The following is a 19,137-nucleotide window of genomic DNA, read 5'->3' on the forward strand; positions in this document are numbered from 1 at the left end:
TAATTAACAATTAACACAATTCTGCATACAAAGAATACAGAGATGCTAGCCATTAAAACGGAAAGAATGTAACACAATATTTATTTCAATGGGTAACTTTTAATGAAATTTTTACATTTACTTTAGCGTTATTGAACAGTTATCTTAATGTCCATAAACCCACCAATTCCTATTTCAAGCCATCCAAATACATTTCGTGCACAAAAAATGTAAGCTAATTCTCTTCCTATATATAAGCGAAAAGCATAAATGAATTAACAGTTGGGCTTAAAACACGAAACCAATTGGTAACCAAAATACAACCTATAAAAAACAACGTCAATTCATTCCCACTCTAACGCTGGGTTGGAAAGCATACGTTAATCGGAAGTTACTGATGTCATGCCAAACAACATACATAGAATAAATTTAGATAATCACGTATTGCTATACCACTAACGTAGTAACAACCCAATTAACTAGAAAAAGTGGCGTAATTACAAAATTTAATCTTGAAATTTCTAATATTTTCGAAAACATATAGTAATATTTTTCTCAAAATGAGATTATTAAATTTTAATACTGTGATAGTTGGAAAAAGCTATCATTACATATTAAAATTTTCGTTTGTTATTTTTGCAGTAGGAAACAACACTAACATGTTAATAAGATGTTAATAATCCACTATCTGGTCATCAGATAATCTGCAAGTGAGGTTATAATTGATGTTAGAGCGAAAAAGAAAAAATCCCGCAGACAACATACTGCCCAAAAGGGTTTATAGAGGAAAATCAAAGTATGAATATCATCCTGCAACAGGTGGTTCGATCTCTATCTGCTGTTTGAGTTCACCCGTATCTGTTGTTTGGAAAGAGTACAATAAGATTGTAGAAAAAATAGAAAAAAACAGTACGTAGAGCTTAATATATGTTGAAGTTAATAAAAAACGGGAGCCATCACTCCCGTTGATGCTAAACAATCACTATTCCACGACAATAACAATAAGATATTCTAATAATTTCTTTTCAGGTTTCAACTCTATTCCCTCAATACTGCACTATATATTGCACCACAATCCCCCCTGCTAAATAGGTATTGAGTGACTCTTTCCATCGGGAATATGTCTTCCCAAATTCGTGCTACGATATAAATCACACCGACAGATTTGTTAAATGCAAGACAGTAGACAATGGAGTATTGTTTATGCGTATAAGCAACATCATGAAAACTATTGCTATTCCGGCTGTAATTACACTATTGTTATCAACGCCTGCTGGCGCAAGAGACGGAAAATTGATTAACCTGCCTGATAAACGATTTGCCGTTCTGTCCACTGGTGATCTGGAAAGTGCATCAATTGGCAGTTATTCCATTGCCATTTTTAAGGATAAAGATCTTGAGGACTTTGAAACCGGGGCTATCTTTGAACGTGATGGTTCAGTATTTGAAGATAATGGAAATCCGAGAATTACATTTGCCGATATTGATGGTAATGGTTCCAAAGAGCTCATTGTCTCTAAACTAACTGCGGGCTCTGGGAATTACCTTGAAGTTGATGCACTCAAAATCACGAAGAAGCATGTCAAACTTCTCACCCGCATCTATATAAACGGAAACAATGATCCTGTAAAGTCACTCCGTGCAATATGTAAAAGAGGAAAGTGTATAGAGCAGAAACCTTAATCAACTTCTCCTCAACCCACTGAAATTCGGCGCAAACATTGAATTATGTACTATTGTTAATGTTGTTATTCCGGTTAAAGCTGTTCACCACTATCATGGTATAGTCGATCAAGAGGAAATTATGAAACGTCTTTTATTGCCGATTTTCCTTGCCCCATTCTTCTCATATACCGCATATGCTAATCATGTAGATAAGACTGCCGATACTTATTGTCATTTGTTTGGGAAAGCCTCCGTAGAAGCATTTAAAACCCATGATTCACCCGGCACAATAGCCCAAAACGCTTTCAATGAATTAAGTCGCAAGGGATTCGATCTTAAAGAGATCCATAGCAACAAGGATGAATTTATTGCATCTATCAAACAAACCGTCACAGAAGTCAGAAAAAATAAACAGGTCTTCCCAAATACTCGTCATTTTGACGAATCACTGGCTAAATCAGTTGAAGCATGTAAAGTACAGACAAAGAATGCCTTATCTAACAGTACAAAATAAGATCCTGTAGAGCGACGACTCACTTACGTTGTCGCTCTGCTTCGTTAGCCGTTTCGCCATTTGAATTTCAATAAATTATTTAATTTTTTTCATTACAACATGAAACAAATTAGATTATTTTTATTATCTTGCGATTTTATAACAATGAGATTAAAGAGAAGAATGAGATTTCATTTTTTTAACGGCAACGCTATACAAAATAGCAAAAACAATAAAAGGACTAAAAAAGTATTTATTAATGTAGAGAAGCGATATTGAAATGATGATTTTTTCTCATTGCCCTGATTAGGCGCTATTTTATCTAACGAAAACTTATTATCTTCAATTTCAGCAAGTATCGTTTTTGCGCGCTCTATATCAGCATGGTGGACAAGCAGTTTAACGCCACCAAATGCCTGAGAATACATATAGTTATTCCATACAATATTTTCATCTATCACTATCGCATAAATATCTTCTGATAACATCCTGCCCAAGACAATGTGGGCATCTATCGGCGATAAAAAATTTGCCAATAACTGCATATTTCCTCTTTGAGGATAACTATTCCACATAAGCTCACCATAATCAGATGATTTACAAATAAGTATAACCTATTATTGCATTATTCTCTTATTGTTTAAGATTATCATTAACTCCCTTTCTTTTATTTTATTTGCTACAGGTTAGAATTAAAGGAAAGTAAAAAATTAACGGGAACCATTAAGCCCCCGTTATCTATTCAGTAATGCAATTAATTACATATGAGAGATAATGGCATCGCCGAATTCGCTACATTTCAGCAGCTTAGCACCCTCCATCAGGCGCTCGAAATCGTAAGTCACGGTTTTGGCCGCAATCGAACCTTCCATTCCCTTAACAATTAGGTCGGCGGCTTCGAACCATCCCATGTGGCGCAGCATCATTTCAGCGGAAAGGATCACAGAACCCGGATTGACTTTGTCCTGACCCGCATATTTAGGTGCCGTGCCGTGGGTTGCTTCGAACAATGCGCACTCATCACCAATATTGGCACCAGGGGCAATACCGATACCCCCTACCTGTGCCGCCAGCGCATCAGAGATGTAATCACCATTCAGGTTCATACAGGCAATAACATCATATTCTGCCGGACGCAGCAGGATCTGTTGCAAGAAAGCATCTGCAATCACGTCCTTGATGATGATATCTTTGCCGTTTTTAGGATTCTTGATCTTAACCCACGGGCCGCCATCCAATAGTTCTCCGCCGAACTCAGTGCGAGCCAGTTCATAACCCCAATCTTTGAAAGCACCTTCGGTGAACTTCATGATATTGCCTTTATGAACCAGAGTGACTGATTCACGGTCATTATCAATCGCATATTCAATCGCAGCGCGGACTAAACGTTTAGTGCCTGCTTCTGAACACGGTTTTACACCGATACCGCACTGTTGAGGGAAACGGATCTTACTCACACCCATTTCATCCCGGAGGAATTTGATCACTTTGTCCGCTTCCGCAGAACCCGCTTTCCACTCAATACCCGCATAAATATCTTCGGCGTTTTCGCGGAAAATCACCATATCGGTCAGTTCAGGTTGCTTAACAGGGCTTGGCGTACCTTGATAGTAACGAACCGGACGCAGGCAGACATACAGATCCAATTGCTGACGCAGTGCGACGTTCAGCGAACGGATACCACCACCCACTGGCGTTGTCAGGGGACCTTTGATGGCAACACGGTAATCACGGATCAAATCCAGCGTTTCATCCGGCAACCAAACATCTTTCCCATAGACATGCGTGGATTTTTCACCCGTGTAGATTTCCATCCACGCAATTTTGCGCTCACCGCTATACGCTTTCTGAACCGCAGCATCAACAACTTTCAGCATGACCGGCGTCACATCCACACCAATGCCATCCCCTTCGATGTAAGGGATAATAGGGTTATTCGGAACATTTAATTTACCTTTGGCATCAATCGTAATTTTTTTACCTTCCGCCGGAACAACTACTTTGCTTTCCATTAACCTCTCCTTTCAAATAAGCGCAATGCCTTGTTAATTTTTTGTAAGGGACGTGTCAATACTACTTGAATATTCTGCAAACGCCAACGCTCACAAATTTAAGGTATAATACGCACCCTCACTTTTCACAATCGCTTATTATGACAAATATCGCTTTTAAAAAACGCCAACTTAACCGATTCAGCCAAAGAAAAAATAACAAACCTATAAAAAAACCAACAACTCCCCGTCGGGTATTGATTTTTAACAAGCCTTATGATGTCTTGCCCCAATTCACTGATGAAATGGGACGAACAACATTAAAAAACTTTATCCCATTTACGGATGTTTATGCCGCGGGTCGTCTGGATCGTGATAGTGAAGGTTTACTGGTGTTAACCAATGATGGCAAATTGCAGGCCAAACTGACTCAGCCCCATAAAAAAACCGCTAAAGTTTATTACGTTCAGGTTGAAGGTATTCCTGATGAAGCGGCGTTGAATAAACTTCGCAACGGCGTCACATTAAAAGATGGCCCGACGTTGCCAGCCGGGGCTGAATGGGTGGCAGAACCTGCATGGCTCTGGGAAAGAACGCCTCCTATTCGGGAACGCAAAAACATTCCGGTAAGCTGGCTTAAAATTACGTTATATGAAGGACGCAACCGACAAGTACGCAGAATGACCGCTCATGTGGGTCATCCTACACTGCGCCTGATTCGTTTCAGTATTGGCTCAATACAATTAGATTCATTATCCCCCGGAGAATGGAGAGAAATTAATCTTGTTTAATCCACACGTGACTGTTGCCTGCATTGTCCGTGCAGAAAATAAGTTTCTGATTGTTGAAGAATTCATCAACGGCAAACCGCTCTGGAATCAGCCAGCCGGTCATCTTGAAGCGGATGAAACACTGCTCGCCGCCGCCGAACGCGAATTATGGGAAGAAACCGGCATTCGGGCACAACCACAAGCCTTGTTAAAATTGCACCAATGGGTTGCGCCGGACGGAACGCCCTTTATCCGCTTTCTGTTCTTGGTTGAAATGGAAAAAATCATGGACACGCATCCACAAGATGATGATATCTATTGCTGCCACTGGTTAAGCGCGGAAGAGATCCTGAATAGTTCACAGCTACGTTCCCCTCTGGTCGCCGAAAGTATTCTCTGTTATTTGGAGCGCAAAGTTTATCCACTCTCGCTACTGGATTATTATGATCCGCCTGTCGCCAACGGATCGTAATAAATAACCGTAGTAAACAATATGATAAACAAGCATGGGATAAACGAGTATGAAGACGTTTGGTGCACCTTGGTTGCCAACGTGCTAAAGTATCGCGTTTGTTTTTTTCCGCAGTGAGATATATCCATGTCAGATAACAGCCAGAAAAAAGTCATTGTCGGCATGTCCGGCGGTGTTGATTCATCCGTTTCCGCCTACCTTCTGCAACAGCAAGGCTATCAGGTAGCTGGCCTGTTCATGAAAAACTGGGAAGAAGACGACAGTGAAGAATATTGCTCGGCGGCTTCCGATCTTGCCGATGCCCAAGCCGTTTGTGACAAACTGGGCATCGAGTTACATACGATCAATTTTGCTGCTGAGTATTGGGACAATGTATTCGAACATTTTCTTGCTGAATACAAAGCAGGCAGAACCCCAAATCCTGACATTCTTTGCAATAAAGAAATCAAATTCAAAGCATTTCTGGAGTTTGCCGCAGAGGATTTAGGGGCTGACTATATCGCAACCGGGCATTATGTCCGTCGCCGGGATGTGGATGGCGTCAGCCAATTGCTGCGTGGCTTGGATGGTAATAAAGACCAAAGCTATTTCTTATACACCTTAAGCCACCGACAAGTTGCCAAGAGCCTGTTTCCAGTCGGGGAACTGGAAAAACCCGAAGTACGCCGCATTGCCGAAGAAATTGGTCTCGTCACCGCCAAGAAAAAAGATTCGACGGGTATCTGCTTTATCGGTGAGCGTAAGTTCCGTGATTTCCTTGGGCGCTATTTGCCTGCCCAACCGGGTCCAATCATGACGGTGGATGGAGAGACCCTCGGCCAACACACTGGCTTGATGTACCATACCCTCGGCCAGCGCAAGGGGCTGGGGATCGGGGGCACGAAAGAGGGCAGTGAAGATCCGTGGTATGTGGTTGATAAAGATGTCGAAAACAACATCCTGATTGTTGCCCAAGGCCATGAACACCCTCGCCTGATGTCTGTCGGTTTGATTGCACAGCAACTTGATTGGGTTGATCGCCAGCCCCTGCAAGCCGAAATGCGCTGTGTCGTCAAAACACGCTACCGTCAGCATGATATTCCCTGCACTGTCGTCCCCTTGGGCGAAGATAAAATTGAGGTTCGGTTCGATAGCCCTGTTGCCGCCGTCACCCCCGGTCAATCAGCCGTGTTTTATCAAGATGAAATCTGTCTTGGTGGTGGTGTGATCGAACAACGTATACAGGAGTAGTTGTGGCTAAAAATTATTACGATATTACACTGGCACTGGCAGGTATCTGCCAGTCAGGCCGTCTGGTACAAAAACTTGCCCACGAAGGCCAATGTGATACGGATGCTTTTGAGGTCACGCTCAACAGTATCCTGAACATGAACCCAACATCCACACTGGATGTCTTTGGCAATAATGCCTGTAATCTGCGTATTGGCCTTGATGCCATGTTAGGCATGTTCAATGGTTCGCATAGTGGTGTTTCTGCCGATCTTACCCGCTATATGCTAGGTTTGATGGCGCTGGAACGCCGTTTAAATAAAAATCAATCTGCCGCCAATCAATTAGCCAATCGCATTGAACAATTAGAGCGCCAGCAAGCCTATTTTGAACCAATGTCAGAGGGGATGCTCAATGCCCTTGCTGGCATTTATGTCGATGTTATCAGCCCACTGGGGCCACGTATTCAAGTGACGGGGTCACCTGACGTATTGCGTAATACGCTGATTCAGGCAAAAGTCAGATCGGTGTTGCTGGCCGGTATCCGCAGCGCCGTCTTATGGCAACAAGTTGGCGGTAGCCGCCTGCAAATCATGTTTTCTCGTCAACGCTTGATCCGACAGGCAAAAGAGATCTTGGCTAATTGTTAGAAAACAGTTAGCCAAAAAACTGTTAAACCAACGCTGTTAAACGTAAATTGTTAAATAAAATCCGGGAGTTGCTACCAATGGAATTATCCTCACTGACCGCTGTTTCTCCAATTGATGGCCGTTACGGCGATAAAGTCAGCGCACTACGCGCTATCTTTAGTGAGTTCGGCTTACTAAAATTCCGTGTGCAGGTCGAAGTACGTTGGCTGCAAAAACTGGCCGCGACACCAGAAATCAAAGAAGTTCCTGCTTTTGACGCTGACGCAAACGCTTACCTTGATGAAATCATTGCCCATTTCAATGAACAGGATGCACTGCGGATCAAAGAGATTGAGCGCACAACCAATCATGACGTTAAGGCGGTTGAATATTTTCTGAAAGAAAAAGTCGCGCCTGTCCCTGCCCTGCATCACGTGGCAGAATTTATTCACTTTGCCTGCACATCAGAAGATATCAATAACCTGTCACATGCCTTGATGCTTAAAACCGCCCGTGAGGAAGTTTTGCTGCCGCTGTGGCGTCAATTGATCGATACCCTGACCCGCATGGCACATGACTATCGCAAGCTGCCACTGTTATCGCGCACACACGGTCAACCCGCCACGCCGTCTACGGTTGGCAAAGAATTTGCTAACGTGGCCTATCGTATGGAGCGCCAATTCCGCCAGCTTGGGCAGGTAGACATTCTGGGTAAAATCAACGGGGCGGTGGGTAACTACAATGCGCACTTGTCCGCTTACCCACACGTTGACTGGCACCAATTCAGTGAGTCATTTGTGACCTCTTTGGGTATCCAGTGGAATCCGTATACCACTCAGATTGAACCTCATGATTACATTGCAGAGTTGTTTGATTGTGTGGCACGTTTCAATACCATCCTCATTGATTTTGATCGCGATATCTGGGGCTATATCGCCTTGAATCATTTCAAACAAAAAACCGTTGCCGGAGAAATTGGTTCTTCTACGATGCCACATAAAGTCAATCCGATTGATTTCGAAAACTCAGAAGGCAATCTGGGATTGGCCAATGCGGTGCTGGGGCATCTTGCCGGCAAACTTCCTGTCTCCCGCTGGCAGCGTGACCTGACGGATTCAACAGTACTGCGCAATCTGGGCGTCGGTCTGGGATATGCCCTGATTGCTTATCAATCCACGATGAAAGGGTTGAATAAGCTGGAAGTCAATGAACAGCATTTACTGAATGAACTGGACAACAATTGGGAAGTCTTGGCTGAGCCTATCCAGACGGTTATGCGCCGTTATGGTATTGAAAAACCGTATGAAAAATTGAAAGAACTGACGCGTGGTAAACGGGTTGATGCCGAAGGCATGAAAGCGTTTATTGATGGCCTTCAACTGCCTGAAGCGGAAAAAGAACGCCTTAAAACCATGACGCCAGCAAATTACATTGGATACGCGACTTCACTGGTTGACCAGTTAAAATAACCTTTATTTAGTCATGTCAATGGGCGGGTTTTATCCCGCCCAGTGTGATTTCCACGCCTTAATTTCAATACCAGCCGCCAATCCCAGCAAACTTCCTGATCGTCGCATACCGTCACTTGAACACGATTAGATATATGATTCTTATATATACCAATCGCCATTGAAGATGCTTGATTTCTTATCCAAACCCGATCATGCTTGCAATCATGAAAATTCATCTGACACCAGAACAAAAACGTGCCCTCGAATTGATGCATGATACCACTCGTGATAGTCGAGTCTGTGATCGCATCAAGGCCGTGCTTTTGGCGTCAGAGGGCTGGACAGCTCAGATGATTGCTCAGGCCTTACGTATTCATGAAACTACGGTAAGCCGTCACCTAAAAGATTTCATCGCGCAGGAAAAACTCACCCCCGAAAATGGCGGTTCTGAAAGCCATCTCTCTGCCAAACAAACCGCCGATCTGGTTGATTATTTGACGGCAAATTTGCTGCATACGACCGCTCAAATTGTGGATTATGTACGAGCTCGTTGGCAGGTGTCTTTCAGCGTGGGAGGCATGACGAAATGGCTTCACCGACAAGGTTTCAGCTACAAAAAGCCAAAGGGCGTTCCTCATAAATTCGATGCGGATAAGCAGCAACAATTTATTGATGACTACCAGTCTCTGAAAGACCGGGCAGGTCAGAATGAACCTATCCTATTTATTGATGCGGTGCATCCTTCGCAGTCCACAAAGCTCAGCTATGGTTGGATGAAAGCGGGGAAAAATCAGGTAAAAGTGGTCGAAACCACCGGCAGTCGTACCCGTCTCAATCTTCTGGGCGCCCTCAATTTACAACGAATTGAAGACACCGTGATCCGTGAATACCCGAGTATCAATGCCGAAAATATCGCGTATTTTTTCGGCGCTATTAGAGAAACTTACCCACTTTCGCAAAAAATTCATATTATTCTGGATGGGGCGGGTTACCACCGGGCAGAATTGGTGAAAGAGGTGGCATATGTCCTTAATATTGAACTGCATTACCTACCGCCTTACAGCCCAAACCTCAATCCAATAGAGCGATTGTGGAAGTATATGAATGAGCAAGTACGTAACAATGTTTATTTTCCGGATGCGAAGACATTCCGTGAAACCCTTCGTCACTTTTTTCATGTCACTTTGCCAGAAAAAGCGAAAGAACTCACGACTAGACTGACTGACAACTTTCAGATTTTAAAACCTGCATCTTCAAGTTAGATTGGTATAGAAGATAAATAAATTGTAAATTTATTTATTATTTCACCCTAACTGTTTGTTTTTAAATGAACCAATCATTAATATACCAACAAAAGCTAAATAGTTACTATACTTAGCTTACGCATAATCATATATGTATAATTTTATTTAATCTTTATTGACGAAATTGATTACTTAGCTATTTTAAATTTATTTGATAAACATTACTGATTAGCATAAGGAATCATTATGCGGATATTGATCGTTGAAGATAACGCATTACTTCGCCATCACTTAACCGTACAACTGCGGGATATTGGGCATCAGGTTGATGCTGCGGAGAATGCCAAAGAAGCAGATTATTATCTCAGAGAGAGTCACCCTGATATTGCTATTGTCGATTTAGGGTTGCCAGGAGAAGATGGCCTGAGCATGTTACAGCGCTGGCGTAGTGAGCAAATTAATTTGCCTATCCTTGTTCTTACCGCTCGCGAGAGCTGGCAAGAAAAAGTCACCGTACTAAATGCCGGTGCAGATGATTATGTAACTAAACCCTTTCATCTGGAAGAAATTAATGCGCGCATACAAGCTTTAATGCGGCGCAATAGTGGCTTGGCCTCACAACTCATTGAAATATTGCCATTTTCAATCAACCTTTCAAGAAAAGAGTTTTTTATCAATGATACCAATATTAAATTGACTGCCTTTGAATACACCATTATCGAAACCTTAATGCGCAATAATGGCAAGGTTGTCAGTAAAGAAACACTCATGCGCCAATTGTACCCAGACGCTGAATTACGTGAAAGTCATACCATTGATGTATTAATGGGGCGTCTGAGGAAAAAGATATTGAATGAATGGCCGAAAGAGGTCATTGTTACTGTGCGTGGCCAAGGATATCGTTTCGATGTGAAATCTCATGATGCTTAAGTTCTCTGAAAAACCTTTTTCCTTGAGAACTCGGTTTCTCATGGCTACGGCGGCTATTATTCTCGCACTGACGCTCTCATATGGAATTGTTGCTATTGCCGGATATTTAGTCAGTTTTGACAAAACAAGCTATTCCATACTCCGTAGCCAAAGCAATCTCTTTTTCACATTAGCCAGATGGGAAAATAACAAGCTAGAAATCCTCGTTCCCAAAGATTTTTCCATGAATTACCGTTCATTAGCCCTAATCTATGATAATGAGGGAAATGTTCTTTGGCGCCAAAATAATGTACCTGAATTGGAAAGAATGATTGATCCTGATTGGCTGAAAAAAGATGGGTTATATACGCTAGAAGCGTATTTTAAAGAAAAAGGAGATTTTTTTTATAATCCAACCGCAACACCCAATCAAGATAATGCCGAAAAGGCAAAAAATGATAAGGATGTGTTATTAACCTACTCGGTTGCCGTAAATATTTATCCTGCCACGGGTAAATTGCCTGCAATGACTATTGTGATCATTGATACCATTCCACAAGATGTACAGGAATCAGCAAAAGTATGGGAATGGTTCGGCTATGTTTTAATCGCCAATCTACTGCTAATCATTCCGTTAATTTGGTTGGCTGCTGACTGGAGCCTTAGGCCAATAAAATCCCTAATTACCCAGATCAGTTCACTCGAAAATGGCGAAAGGGAAAAACTGGACGAGAATCCGCCTACCGAATTAAAAGGGTTGGTCAGAAACTTAAACAACTTACTATTCAATGAACGTAAACGTTATGCCAAATATCACACAACTCTCTCGGATTTAACCCATAGCCTGAAAACACCGTTAGCCGTATTGCAATCAACGCTACGCTCTATGCGCCCTCCACAAAAACTGACCATTGAACAAGCTGAACCTATTATGCTTGAACAAATTGACCGAATATCCCAACAAATTGGTTACTATCTGCACAAGGCCAATATGCGCAGCGATTACAGTTTGCTTTTGAGGCAAATTTCTTCTGTCCCAATCTTGCTGGATGGATTAATTAGTGCCTTAACAAAGGTATATCAACATAAAGGTATCAAAATTACCCTGGATGTCTCTCCCGAAGTAACATGGCTGGGGGAAAAAAATGACTTTCTGGAAGTGATGGGAAACATTTTGGATAATGCTTGTAAATATGGCCTGAAATTTGTCAAGGTCACCGCCACAATGGGAGAAAACGCGGTCACCATTATTGTCGATGATGATGGACTGGGAGTGCCCTCGGATAAGCGAGCAATGATTTTCCAGCGTGGCTTACGGGCCGACACATTGCGATCAGGCCAAGGTCTCGGCTTGTCGATAGCGTCTGAAATTGTCGAGCAATATGAAGGTGAAATCAGCATTGATGATAGCCCACTGGGTGGCGCCAGAGTCAGCGTGATATTTCGTGCCCAACACAATTCAGCTACCACTCACTAACCGCAAATGCAATAACGATAGCAATGAGGTAAGCGATTATTTAGCTCAGCCTCGAAATATTGCAACCAAATCTGATATCGTGGTTGACTATTCGTTATAATAGCGAGAAATTCACCTCTCACTTCAGGATGTCACCATGGATTATCAGCTAAATCTGGACTGGCAGGCGTTTTTGCAAAACCATTGGCAAAAACGACCATTGCTGATTAAACAGGGTTTCCATCAATTTATTGATCCCCTTTCCCCCGATGAGTTGGCGGGACTGGCGATGGAAAATGAAATCGATAGCCGTTTGGTCAGTCAGAAAAATGGGCGCTGGGAAGTTTCCCACGGGCCATTTGAGACTTACGATCATTTAGGCGAAAAAGGCTGGTCTCTGCTTGTACAAGCCGTTGACCATTGGCATCTCCCCTCTTCTGCACTCATGAAGCCATTCCGTGTCCTGTCCGATTGGCGCATGGATGATTTGATGATCTCTTTCTCAGTTCCCGGCGGGGGTGTCGGCCCTCACCTTGACCAATATGATGTTTTTATTATTCAGGGAAAAGGCCGCCGACGCTGGCGAGTCGGTGAAAAAATCCCGATGAAACAACATTGCCCTCATCCTGATTTATTGCAGGTTGACCCCTTTGAGGCCATCATTGATGAAGAGATGTTACCGGGCGATATCCTTTATATTCCACCGGGTTTCCCCCATGAAGGCTATGCGATTGAGGATTCACTGAACTATTCAGTGGGATTCCGTGCCCCCAACTCCCGTGAATTATTCAGCGGATTTGCTGACTATATTCTGGCAAACGAACTCGGCAGCCATCGCTACAGCGATCCTGAACTGACATTCCGTGATAATCCCGCCCTGATTCAGACAAATGAGCTGGACACACTGCGTTCAATGATGCGTGAGCTGTTGGAACAACCAGAAACGTTCCAAAACTGGTTTGGTGAATTTATCTCTCAATCGCGCCATGAACTGGATCTGGCTCCACCTGAACCGCCTTATGAGAGCGATGAGATTTATGATTTGCTGAAACAAGGCGAAGAATTAAACCGATTGAGTGGCCTGCGCGTCCTGCGCGTCGGCGATCAGTGTTTCGTCAATGGCGAGTTGATGGATACGCCCCATCTCCATGCTGCTGATGCCCTGTGCCAATATGACAAAGTTAATGCTGAACTTCTGGGTGATGCCATTGATGATGTCCGATTTGTCAGTCTGCTGACCGCCTTGGTCAATAGCGGTTATTGGTATTTTAACGATTAACTCAAACAGGTTAATCTGGGCAAAGGGGCAAAAGGAACGGCCCCTTTGTCAGTGTGTTGATTTAACCATTGATAATTATTCAGATAATAGATTATTGCCGTGACTTACCGTCAATTCCGCAATCCGCATAATCACGTTAACGGCCTGCTCCATACTTTCCAGTGAAATAAATTCGTGCTTGCTGTGATAGTTATATCCCCCCGTGAAAATATTCGGGCAAGGGAGGCCGCGATAAGATAATTCTGCACCATCAGTACCACCACGGTTCGGCTGGATTACCGGCTCAATATTACAATCCAGCATTGCTTGTTTAGCAATGGCAATAACATGAGGATATTTAAGCACCTCGCTATGCATGTTGTAATAATCGTCATCAATCGCCAATTCGATATAGCAGTCTGGATGCAATCCTTTGCCGACATTTTCCGCAATAGCCAGCATGTTTTTTTTGCGTTTTTCAAAATTGGCGCGATCAAAATCCCGGATGATGTAGTGCATCTCGGCACGCTCAACGGAGCCTTTTATACTCAGCAAATGATAAAAACCTTCATAGCCTTCTGTCTGTTCAGGCGTTTCCTCAACAGGCAGGGCATGATGAATTTGCGTTGCCAGTGTCAATGCGTTAACCATGACACCTTTGGCACTTCCCGGATGAGCCGTATTACCCACAATCTTGATTGTCACTGAGGCCGCATTGAAATTTTCGCATTCCAATTCCCCCACCCCGCCGCCATCAACGGTATAGGCCCACTCTGCACCAAAAGCCTCTATATCAAAATGGGATGCTCCCCTGCCAATTTCTTTATCTGGTGTGAACGCAATCCGAATATCACCATGTGGAATATTTTTCTGTTTCAAACGCACCATTGCGGTAATGATTTCAGCGATCCCGGCTTTATCATCAGCACCTAACAGGGTTTTCCCGTCAGTCGTAATTAATGTTTGCCCCAACAAACGGTGTAATACCGGGAACATGACCGGCGATAACACTTCATCTCCTATCCCCAAGGCAATATCGCCGCCACGATAGTTTTCGACAATTTGAGGATTAACATGCCTGCCGGAAAAATCGGGTGAGGTATCGAGGTGGGCAATGAAACCAATGACAGGAACCGATGTTGCAGCATTGGCCGGCAAAGTTGCCATCACATATCCCTGCTCATTGAGAGTCACATCAGCAAAACCAAGCTGGATCAGCTCTTCGTACAATGCCTTGGCGAGATCCCATTGACCGTCACTGCTGGGAATAGTTTTAGCGGATGATTTTGCTTGGGTATTAAATACACTGTATTTTAAAAAACGCTCTAATAATCTATCCATCTTTTCCTCCCTAAATAAGCTTTATCATAGTCAGCGTTTGCAACCTTATCCCGTGCACTGCGCGGGATAAGGTTGACGCCTGCCATTTTGAAACACGGTTTAGTTCACGTGAATTCATTATGAAAAAGATGGATAGCGTCGGTATTGCGTCAAATCAGCTTTTGCCTGCCTTCATTTGCTGAATTAAGGATTGAACATATTGGGTGACGATTTTACTGGCATGACCATAATGTTTTTCATCAAACAGGTTTTCGACCTGACTCGGTTCAAGATTCAACTCAACAGTATGCGCTCCGGACAATTTAGCTTCATGCACAAAACCGGCTGCGGGGTAAACATGACCCGATGTGCCGATCGCAATAAAAATATCGGCATCGGCTAAGGCAGAATAAATCTGTTCCATGCCCAATGGCATTTCCCCAAACCACACGACATGAGGACGCAGTGGAGACGGAAACTGGCAACAATGGCAACGATCTTCCATCGTCAGATCGGTGACCCACTCAACCACCTGCCCGGACTGACAACAGCGGGCTTTCAGTAATTCACCGTGCATATGCAGGACACGGTGACTTCCCGCACGTTCATGCAAATCATCAATATTTTGTGTCACCAACAAAAAATGGTCACCCAGCTCGTGTTCGAGTTCCACCAGAGCATCATGTGCGGCATTAGGCTGGATCTGCGGTTGCCGGAGCTGCTCCCGGCGGGCATTGTAAAATGCCTGAACCAAGTCAGGATCACGCTGGAAACCTTCTGGCGTCGCGACGTCTTCGACACGATGTTCTTCCCACAGGCCATCGGAAGAGCGAAATGTTCGAATGCCTGACTCAGCAGAAATGCCTGCCCCGGTCAGCACCACCACATAAGGTTTTTCTGTTTTATTTGCCAATCGGATATCCCTGTAAAAGTTTTGTCTATGTAATCGCCGACGCCGTAACCGTCTTATTCGGTAAAATTTGCTATGCCGATGAAGAACCCGCATGTTATTGACCACTCAAAATCCGCGCTGGATCAAGTTTACTGGCTCGACGGGCAGGATACCAACTCGCCAACAAACTTAATACCAATGCCGTTAGCAAAACATAAAGCACATCCGTGAGGTGTAATTCTGACGGCAGAAAATCGATAAAATAGATATCGCCTGAAAGAAGTTGGTGCCCAAGCAGCTTTTCCAATCCTTTAATGATAGTCGTCAAATTTAATGATGTGAAAATCCCGACCACCACACCGACCAGGCTGCCTATCATACCGGTGAGTAATCCATACCATAAAAAAATGGCCCTGATATGGCTATCCTTGGCACCCAGTGTACGTAGTATAGCGATATCGCTGCTTTTATCCTTCACAGCCATAATCAGCGTTGAAATAATATTAAAGCAAGCGACGCCGATAACCAGCACCATCGCCAGATACATAATGCTGCGCACCATCTGGATATCGTTATACATATAACCGTAATCTTTGACCCAGGTGCTGATATACACATATTTTCCCGTCGCGTTGCCGGCGTCCCAAACACGCTGCTCTGCGGCAAAAACATTATCTGCTTTAATCGCAATCCCTGTGATGGCATTGGCATAATCCAGATAATGCTGGGCATCAGGCAAAGGCACAAGGGCTAAACTGTGATCCAACATGCCGCTCAACTGGAAAATACCCGCAACGTGTAAGCGGATGCGTTTAGGCTGTAACAGTTTCAGGCTGGCATCGTTATTGGGGATCATGACCGTCACCCAATCACCTTGTTTCACGTGCAGCGAATTGGCCACTCCCTGCCCCAGAATCACCTGATTTTCTCCTGCCCTGAATGTTTTCCATGCCCCATCACGCACAAACTGAGGCAAGGTACTCACGCTGTTCTCTGTCTCCAGATCGACACCCCGCACCTGTATCGCATGGAGCTTTTCGCCACGCTCCATCAGGCCGGTAAACTCAATATAGGGCGAGGCGCCGACAATACCCGGTGTCTGTTTTACCCGCCTGAGCGCCGTTTCCCAATCCTGAAAAGGCTGCTCCACCGCATAAATTTGCCCATGTGGAACCACGGAAAGTATCCGGTTTTTCAGTTCCCGCTCAAAACCATTCATGGCACTCAGGCCAATAATCAGTACCGCGACGCCCAGCATAATGCCCAGCGTTGAAATGACTGAGATCAGGGAAACCATCCCTGAACGACGCCGGCCCCGACTAAATCGTAATGCGGTAAATAATGCAAGAGGCAGATTTACCATTACATCTCCCCCGTCAGGGTTAATTCATCCTGTAAATACCCATCACGCATTTCCACCTGCCGTGTCAGTTGCCGGGCTAATTTCAGATCATGGGTGACCACCAGAAATGCCGTGCCTTGCTGGTGGTTCAATTCTTGCAGCAGTTGAAACACACTGTCGGCATTGCGTTGGTCAAGGTTACCCGTTGGCTCATCCGCCAATACCAGTGACGGTTGGTTGACCAGTGCCCGTGCAATGGCGACACGTTGACGTTCTCCTCCCGACAGTTCGGATGGCCGGTGATGCGCCCGCTGTTCCAGCCCAACCGCAGCCAGCATCTCCCGCGCTTTTTGTTGGGCATGGCGTTTCTGCCCCCCAATCAACAGGGGCATCGCCACATTCTCCAGTGCCGTAAAATCAGGCAATAAATGGTGAAACTGATAAATAAAACCAATTTCACGGTTACGCAGTTCTGCCCGCGCAGACGAAGACATTTGGTTAAGGGATTGACCCTTAAAAAGCACTTCACCCGATGTCGGTGAATCCAGACCACCCAATAAGTGCAGAAGTGTACTTTTACCCGACCCCGAACTGCCGACAATGGCCATTATTTCGCCTTGCTGCATGGAAAAAGTGACATGCTTCAGCACTTCTGTCGAAATCTTTCCTTCCTGATATTTTTTGCACAGGTGATGACACACTAATAACGGGTGATTACTCATAACGTAAAGCCTCAGCAGGTTGGGTGGCAGCCGCGCGCCAGGAAGGGTATAAAGTCGAGATTAAGGCGATCAGCATGGCACTGAGGGCAATCATCATCACTTGCACAGCATCAATCGCTACCGGTAATTGAATGCCCTCTGCCAACAAACCAATAATCGGCATGAAAGTATTTAACTGGCTGGAGAGCAACACCCCCAATCCCGTTCCCAACAGAGCACCGAGGATGCCAGCGCCCGCCCCTTGGATCATAAAAATGGCCATGACCTGACGGCGAGTCAGCCCTTGCGTCTGCAAGATAGCGATTTCACCCTGTTTTTCCATCACCAACAAAGAGAGAGAAGTGATAATGTTAAACGCCGCGACCGCAATAATCAGGCTCAACAATAACCCCATCATATTTTTCTCCATGCGAACCGCCTGAAAGAATTCGCCCTTGCGTTCGCGCCAGTCTTTCCATACCAGCCCTGCGGGAAGCGTTTGTTGGCTCAACTCATCGACTAATAGAGGCTGATTGAGGTACAAACGCCAGCCCGTGATATTCCCCACGGGGTAACGCAGCAATCTGGCCGCATCCTGTTGATTGACCAGCATTTCTGTCCCATCAACTTCACTGTTGGCGAAAAATGTGCCCGCGACAGTGAATAAACGCTGACTGGGAATTCTGCCCATAGGCGTTAACTGGCTGGCACTCGGCACAATGACCCGGATTTGATCACCCCGTTTTACCCCCAATTTTGCCGCCAGTTTTTCGCCCAGAATGACAAAATAACGTCCAGGTTGTAATTGGCTTCGATCAACATTGACAAGATGTTCTGTCAGCGGTGCATATTCATCATGGTTAATCCCCAACATGACACCCACCCCAACATTGTGGTGACTCTGTAATACCACATCCCCTTGCACGATAGGGGTAATGCGATTGACTCCCTTTAACCCCGCAAGCTGGCTACTCGGATGTTCTGCCGGGCTGACAGAGCCTTTTTCCGAAGTAATGACAGCCTGTGGCATAAAACCCAGAATGCTGCTTTCCAGTGAACGCTCAAAGCCATTCATCACTGACAGCACCGTGATCAACGCCGCGACGCCCAGCGTAATGCCAATCGCCGACAGCCATGAAACAAAACGGCCAAATTTATCGACCGCTCGCCCGCGCATATAGCGCAATCCTATAAATAATGAGACAGATTGGAACATGAAATCTGTTACGCCCCTGTTGCCAAAGCAAAGTGTTCGGGGATAATAAAGGGTAGCAATACTTTATGGAACCACCCGTATCCCGGTTCTGCGGTTTTTTTTACTTTCTCTCAACCTGCCAGCGTATTTATTGTAAGGCT

The 19,137-nt window shown here is 44.6% G+C and carries 18 protein-coding genes; 11 read left to right on the plus strand and 7 right to left on the minus strand.

Features of this window, described 5'->3' with window-relative positions; all coding sequences use genetic code 11:
• The first annotated feature begins 1,182 nt into the window (after window positions 1–1,182).
• Window positions 1,183–1,662, plus strand: coding sequence for a PliI family lysozyme inhibitor of I-type lysozyme (locus XDD1_RS11375; protein ID WP_045971249.1), 480 nt, complete (start codon window positions 1,183–1,185; stop codon window positions 1,660–1,662).
• Between the two features lie 121 nt (window positions 1,663–1,783).
• Entirely contained in the window at window positions 1,784–2,158 is a 375-nt protein-coding gene (locus tag XDD1_RS11380) for a hypothetical protein (protein WP_045971250.1), read from the plus strand.
• Between the two features lie 170 nt (window positions 2,159–2,328).
• Here XDD1_RS11380 and XDD1_RS11385 read toward each other — a convergent pair whose 3' ends face one another.
• Window positions 2,329–2,712, minus strand: a complete 384-nt coding sequence (locus tag XDD1_RS11385) for a putative signal transducing protein (RefSeq protein WP_045971252.1) — start codon at window positions 2,710–2,712, stop codon at window positions 2,329–2,331.
• A 183-nt stretch (window positions 2,713–2,895) separates the two neighbouring features.
• On the minus strand, window positions 2,896–4,149 hold the full coding sequence (gene icd / locus XDD1_RS11390; RefSeq protein WP_045971254.1) for an NADP-dependent isocitrate dehydrogenase: 1,254 nt from the start codon (window positions 4,147–4,149) through the stop codon (window positions 2,896–2,898).
• A gap of 140 nt (window positions 4,150–4,289) precedes the next feature.
• On the opposite strand from icd, the gene rluE reads away from it, so the two are divergent.
• The 9 genes from rluE (at window position 4,290) to XDD1_RS11435 (ending at window position 13,547) form a co-directional block, all read left to right on the plus strand.
• Window positions 4,290–4,919, plus strand: coding sequence for a 23S rRNA pseudouridine(2457) synthase RluE (gene rluE / locus XDD1_RS11395; protein WP_045971256.1), 630 nt, complete (start codon window positions 4,290–4,292; stop codon window positions 4,917–4,919).
• A complete protein-coding gene (locus tag XDD1_RS11400; RefSeq protein WP_045971258.1) occupies window positions 4,912–5,370 on the plus strand; it encodes an NUDIX hydrolase in 459 nt (152 codons plus the stop codon). Before rluE ends, XDD1_RS11400 begins: the two co-directional genes overlap by 8 nt.
• A 126-nt stretch (window positions 5,371–5,496) precedes the next feature.
• The gene (gene mnmA, locus XDD1_RS11405) at window positions 5,497–6,600 is read left to right on the plus strand and encodes a tRNA 2-thiouridine(34) synthase MnmA (RefSeq protein ID WP_045971260.1); all 1,104 of its coding nucleotides are present in this window, start codon (window positions 5,497–5,499) and stop codon (window positions 6,598–6,600) included.
• 2 nt (window positions 6,601–6,602) lie between these two features.
• Window positions 6,603–7,229 (plus strand): high frequency lysogenization protein HflD, encoded by a 627-nt coding sequence (gene hflD, locus XDD1_RS11410; RefSeq protein WP_045971262.1) that lies wholly within the window; start codon window positions 6,603–6,605, stop codon window positions 7,227–7,229.
• 77 nt (window positions 7,230–7,306) lie between these two features.
• Complete coding sequence (gene purB, locus XDD1_RS11415; RefSeq protein ID WP_045971264.1) at window positions 7,307–8,677, plus strand: adenylosuccinate lyase; 1,371 nt, start codon at window positions 7,307–7,309, stop codon at window positions 8,675–8,677.
• Between the two features lie 206 nt (window positions 8,678–8,883).
• The gene (locus XDD1_RS11420; protein WP_045968390.1) at window positions 8,884–9,921 is read left to right on the plus strand and encodes an IS630 family transposase; all 1,038 of its coding nucleotides are present in this window, start codon (window positions 8,884–8,886) and stop codon (window positions 9,919–9,921) included.
• Between the two features lie 228 nt (window positions 9,922–10,149).
• Window positions 10,150–10,833, plus strand: a complete 684-nt coding sequence (phoP, locus tag XDD1_RS11425) for a two-component system response regulator PhoP (protein ID WP_045971266.1) — start codon at window positions 10,150–10,152, stop codon at window positions 10,831–10,833.
• Window positions 10,826–12,289, plus strand: coding sequence for a two-component system sensor histidine kinase PhoQ (phoQ, locus tag XDD1_RS11430; RefSeq protein WP_045973528.1), 1,464 nt, complete (start codon window positions 10,826–10,828; stop codon window positions 12,287–12,289). The genes phoP and phoQ overlap by 8 nt, the downstream gene beginning before the upstream one ends.
• Window positions 12,290–12,425: 136 nt before the next feature.
• Complete coding sequence (locus XDD1_RS11435; RefSeq protein ID WP_045971268.1) at window positions 12,426–13,547, plus strand: ribosomal protein uL16 3-hydroxylase; 1,122 nt, start codon at window positions 12,426–12,428, stop codon at window positions 13,545–13,547.
• A gap of 75 nt (window positions 13,548–13,622) precedes the next feature.
• On the opposite strand, the gene pepT is transcribed toward XDD1_RS11435, so the two are convergent.
• The 5 genes from pepT to lolC all read right to left on the minus strand — a co-directional run bounded on the left by pepT (window position 13,623) and on the right by lolC (window position 18,997).
• On the minus strand, window positions 13,623–14,867 hold the full coding sequence (pepT, locus tag XDD1_RS11440; RefSeq protein WP_045971270.1) for a peptidase T: 1,245 nt from the start codon (window positions 14,865–14,867) through the stop codon (window positions 13,623–13,625).
• A gap of 154 nt (window positions 14,868–15,021) precedes the next feature.
• A complete protein-coding gene (gene cobB / locus XDD1_RS11445) occupies window positions 15,022–15,852 on the minus strand; it encodes a Sir2 family NAD+-dependent deacetylase (RefSeq protein WP_045971272.1) in 831 nt (276 codons plus the stop codon).
• A 1-nt stretch (window position 15,853) separates the two neighbouring features.
• Window positions 15,854–17,101, minus strand: coding sequence for a lipoprotein-releasing ABC transporter permease subunit LolE (lolE, locus tag XDD1_RS11450; protein WP_045971274.1), 1,248 nt, complete (start codon window positions 17,099–17,101; stop codon window positions 15,854–15,856).
• Window positions 17,101–17,802 (minus strand): lipoprotein-releasing ABC transporter ATP-binding protein LolD, encoded by a 702-nt coding sequence (gene lolD / locus XDD1_RS11455; protein WP_045971277.1) that lies wholly within the window; start codon window positions 17,800–17,802, stop codon window positions 17,101–17,103. The genes lolE and lolD overlap by 1 nt, the downstream gene beginning before the upstream one ends.
• Window positions 17,795–18,997, minus strand: coding sequence for a lipoprotein-releasing ABC transporter permease subunit LolC (lolC, locus tag XDD1_RS11460; protein ID WP_045971279.1), 1,203 nt, complete (start codon window positions 18,995–18,997; stop codon window positions 17,795–17,797). The genes lolD and lolC overlap by 8 nt, the downstream gene beginning before the upstream one ends.
• Window positions 18,998–19,137: the final 140 nt, after the last annotated feature.

Origin of the sequence: Xenorhabdus doucetiae (genome assembly GCF_000968195.1) — a bacterium.
Classification (GTDB): Bacteria; Pseudomonadota; Gammaproteobacteria; order Enterobacterales; family Enterobacteriaceae; genus Xenorhabdus; species Xenorhabdus doucetiae.

Bases quoted from the DNA above. Each gene is read 5' to 3' on its own strand.
- rluE (WP_045971256.1), top strand. From the start codon at position 4,290: ATGACAAATATCGCTTTTAAAAAACGCCAACTTAACCGATTCAGCCAA.
- icd (WP_045971254.1), bottom strand. From the start codon at position 4,149: ATGGAAAGCAAAGTAGTTGTTCCGGCGGAAGGTAAAAAAATTACGATT.
- lolD (WP_045971277.1), bottom strand. From the start codon at position 17,802: ATGAGTAATCACCCGTTATTAGTGTGTCATCACCTGTGCAAAAAATAT.
- XDD1_RS11385 (WP_045971252.1), bottom strand. From the start codon at position 2,712: ATGTGGAATAGTTATCCTCAAAGAGGAAATATGCAGTTATTGGCAAAT.
- phoP (WP_045971266.1), top strand. From the start codon at position 10,150: ATGCGGATATTGATCGTTGAAGATAACGCATTACTTCGCCATCACTTA.
- lolC (WP_045971279.1), bottom strand. From the start codon at position 18,997: ATGTTCCAATCTGTCTCATTATTTATAGGATTGCGCTATATGCGCGGG.
- cobB (WP_045971272.1), bottom strand. From the start codon at position 15,852: ATGCGGGTTCTTCATCGGCATAGCAAATTTTACCGAATAAGACGGTTA.
- mnmA (WP_045971260.1), top strand. From the start codon at position 5,497: ATGTCAGATAACAGCCAGAAAAAAGTCATTGTCGGCATGTCCGGCGGT.
- pepT (WP_045971270.1), bottom strand. From the start codon at position 14,867: ATGGATAGATTATTAGAGCGTTTTTTAAAATACAGTGTATTTAATACC.
- lolE (WP_045971274.1), bottom strand. From the start codon at position 17,101: ATGGTAAATCTGCCTCTTGCATTATTTACCGCATTACGATTTAGTCGG.
- purB (WP_045971264.1), top strand. From the start codon at position 7,307: ATGGAATTATCCTCACTGACCGCTGTTTCTCCAATTGATGGCCGTTAC.
- XDD1_RS11380 (WP_045971250.1), top strand. From the start codon at position 1,784: ATGAAACGTCTTTTATTGCCGATTTTCCTTGCCCCATTCTTCTCATAT.
- XDD1_RS11435 (WP_045971268.1), top strand. From the start codon at position 12,426: ATGGATTATCAGCTAAATCTGGACTGGCAGGCGTTTTTGCAAAACCAT.
- XDD1_RS11375 (WP_045971249.1), top strand. From the start codon at position 1,183: ATGCGTATAAGCAACATCATGAAAACTATTGCTATTCCGGCTGTAATT.
- XDD1_RS11420 (WP_045968390.1), top strand. From the start codon at position 8,884: ATGAAAATTCATCTGACACCAGAACAAAAACGTGCCCTCGAATTGATG.
- phoQ (WP_045973528.1), top strand. From the start codon at position 10,826: ATGCTTAAGTTCTCTGAAAAACCTTTTTCCTTGAGAACTCGGTTTCTC.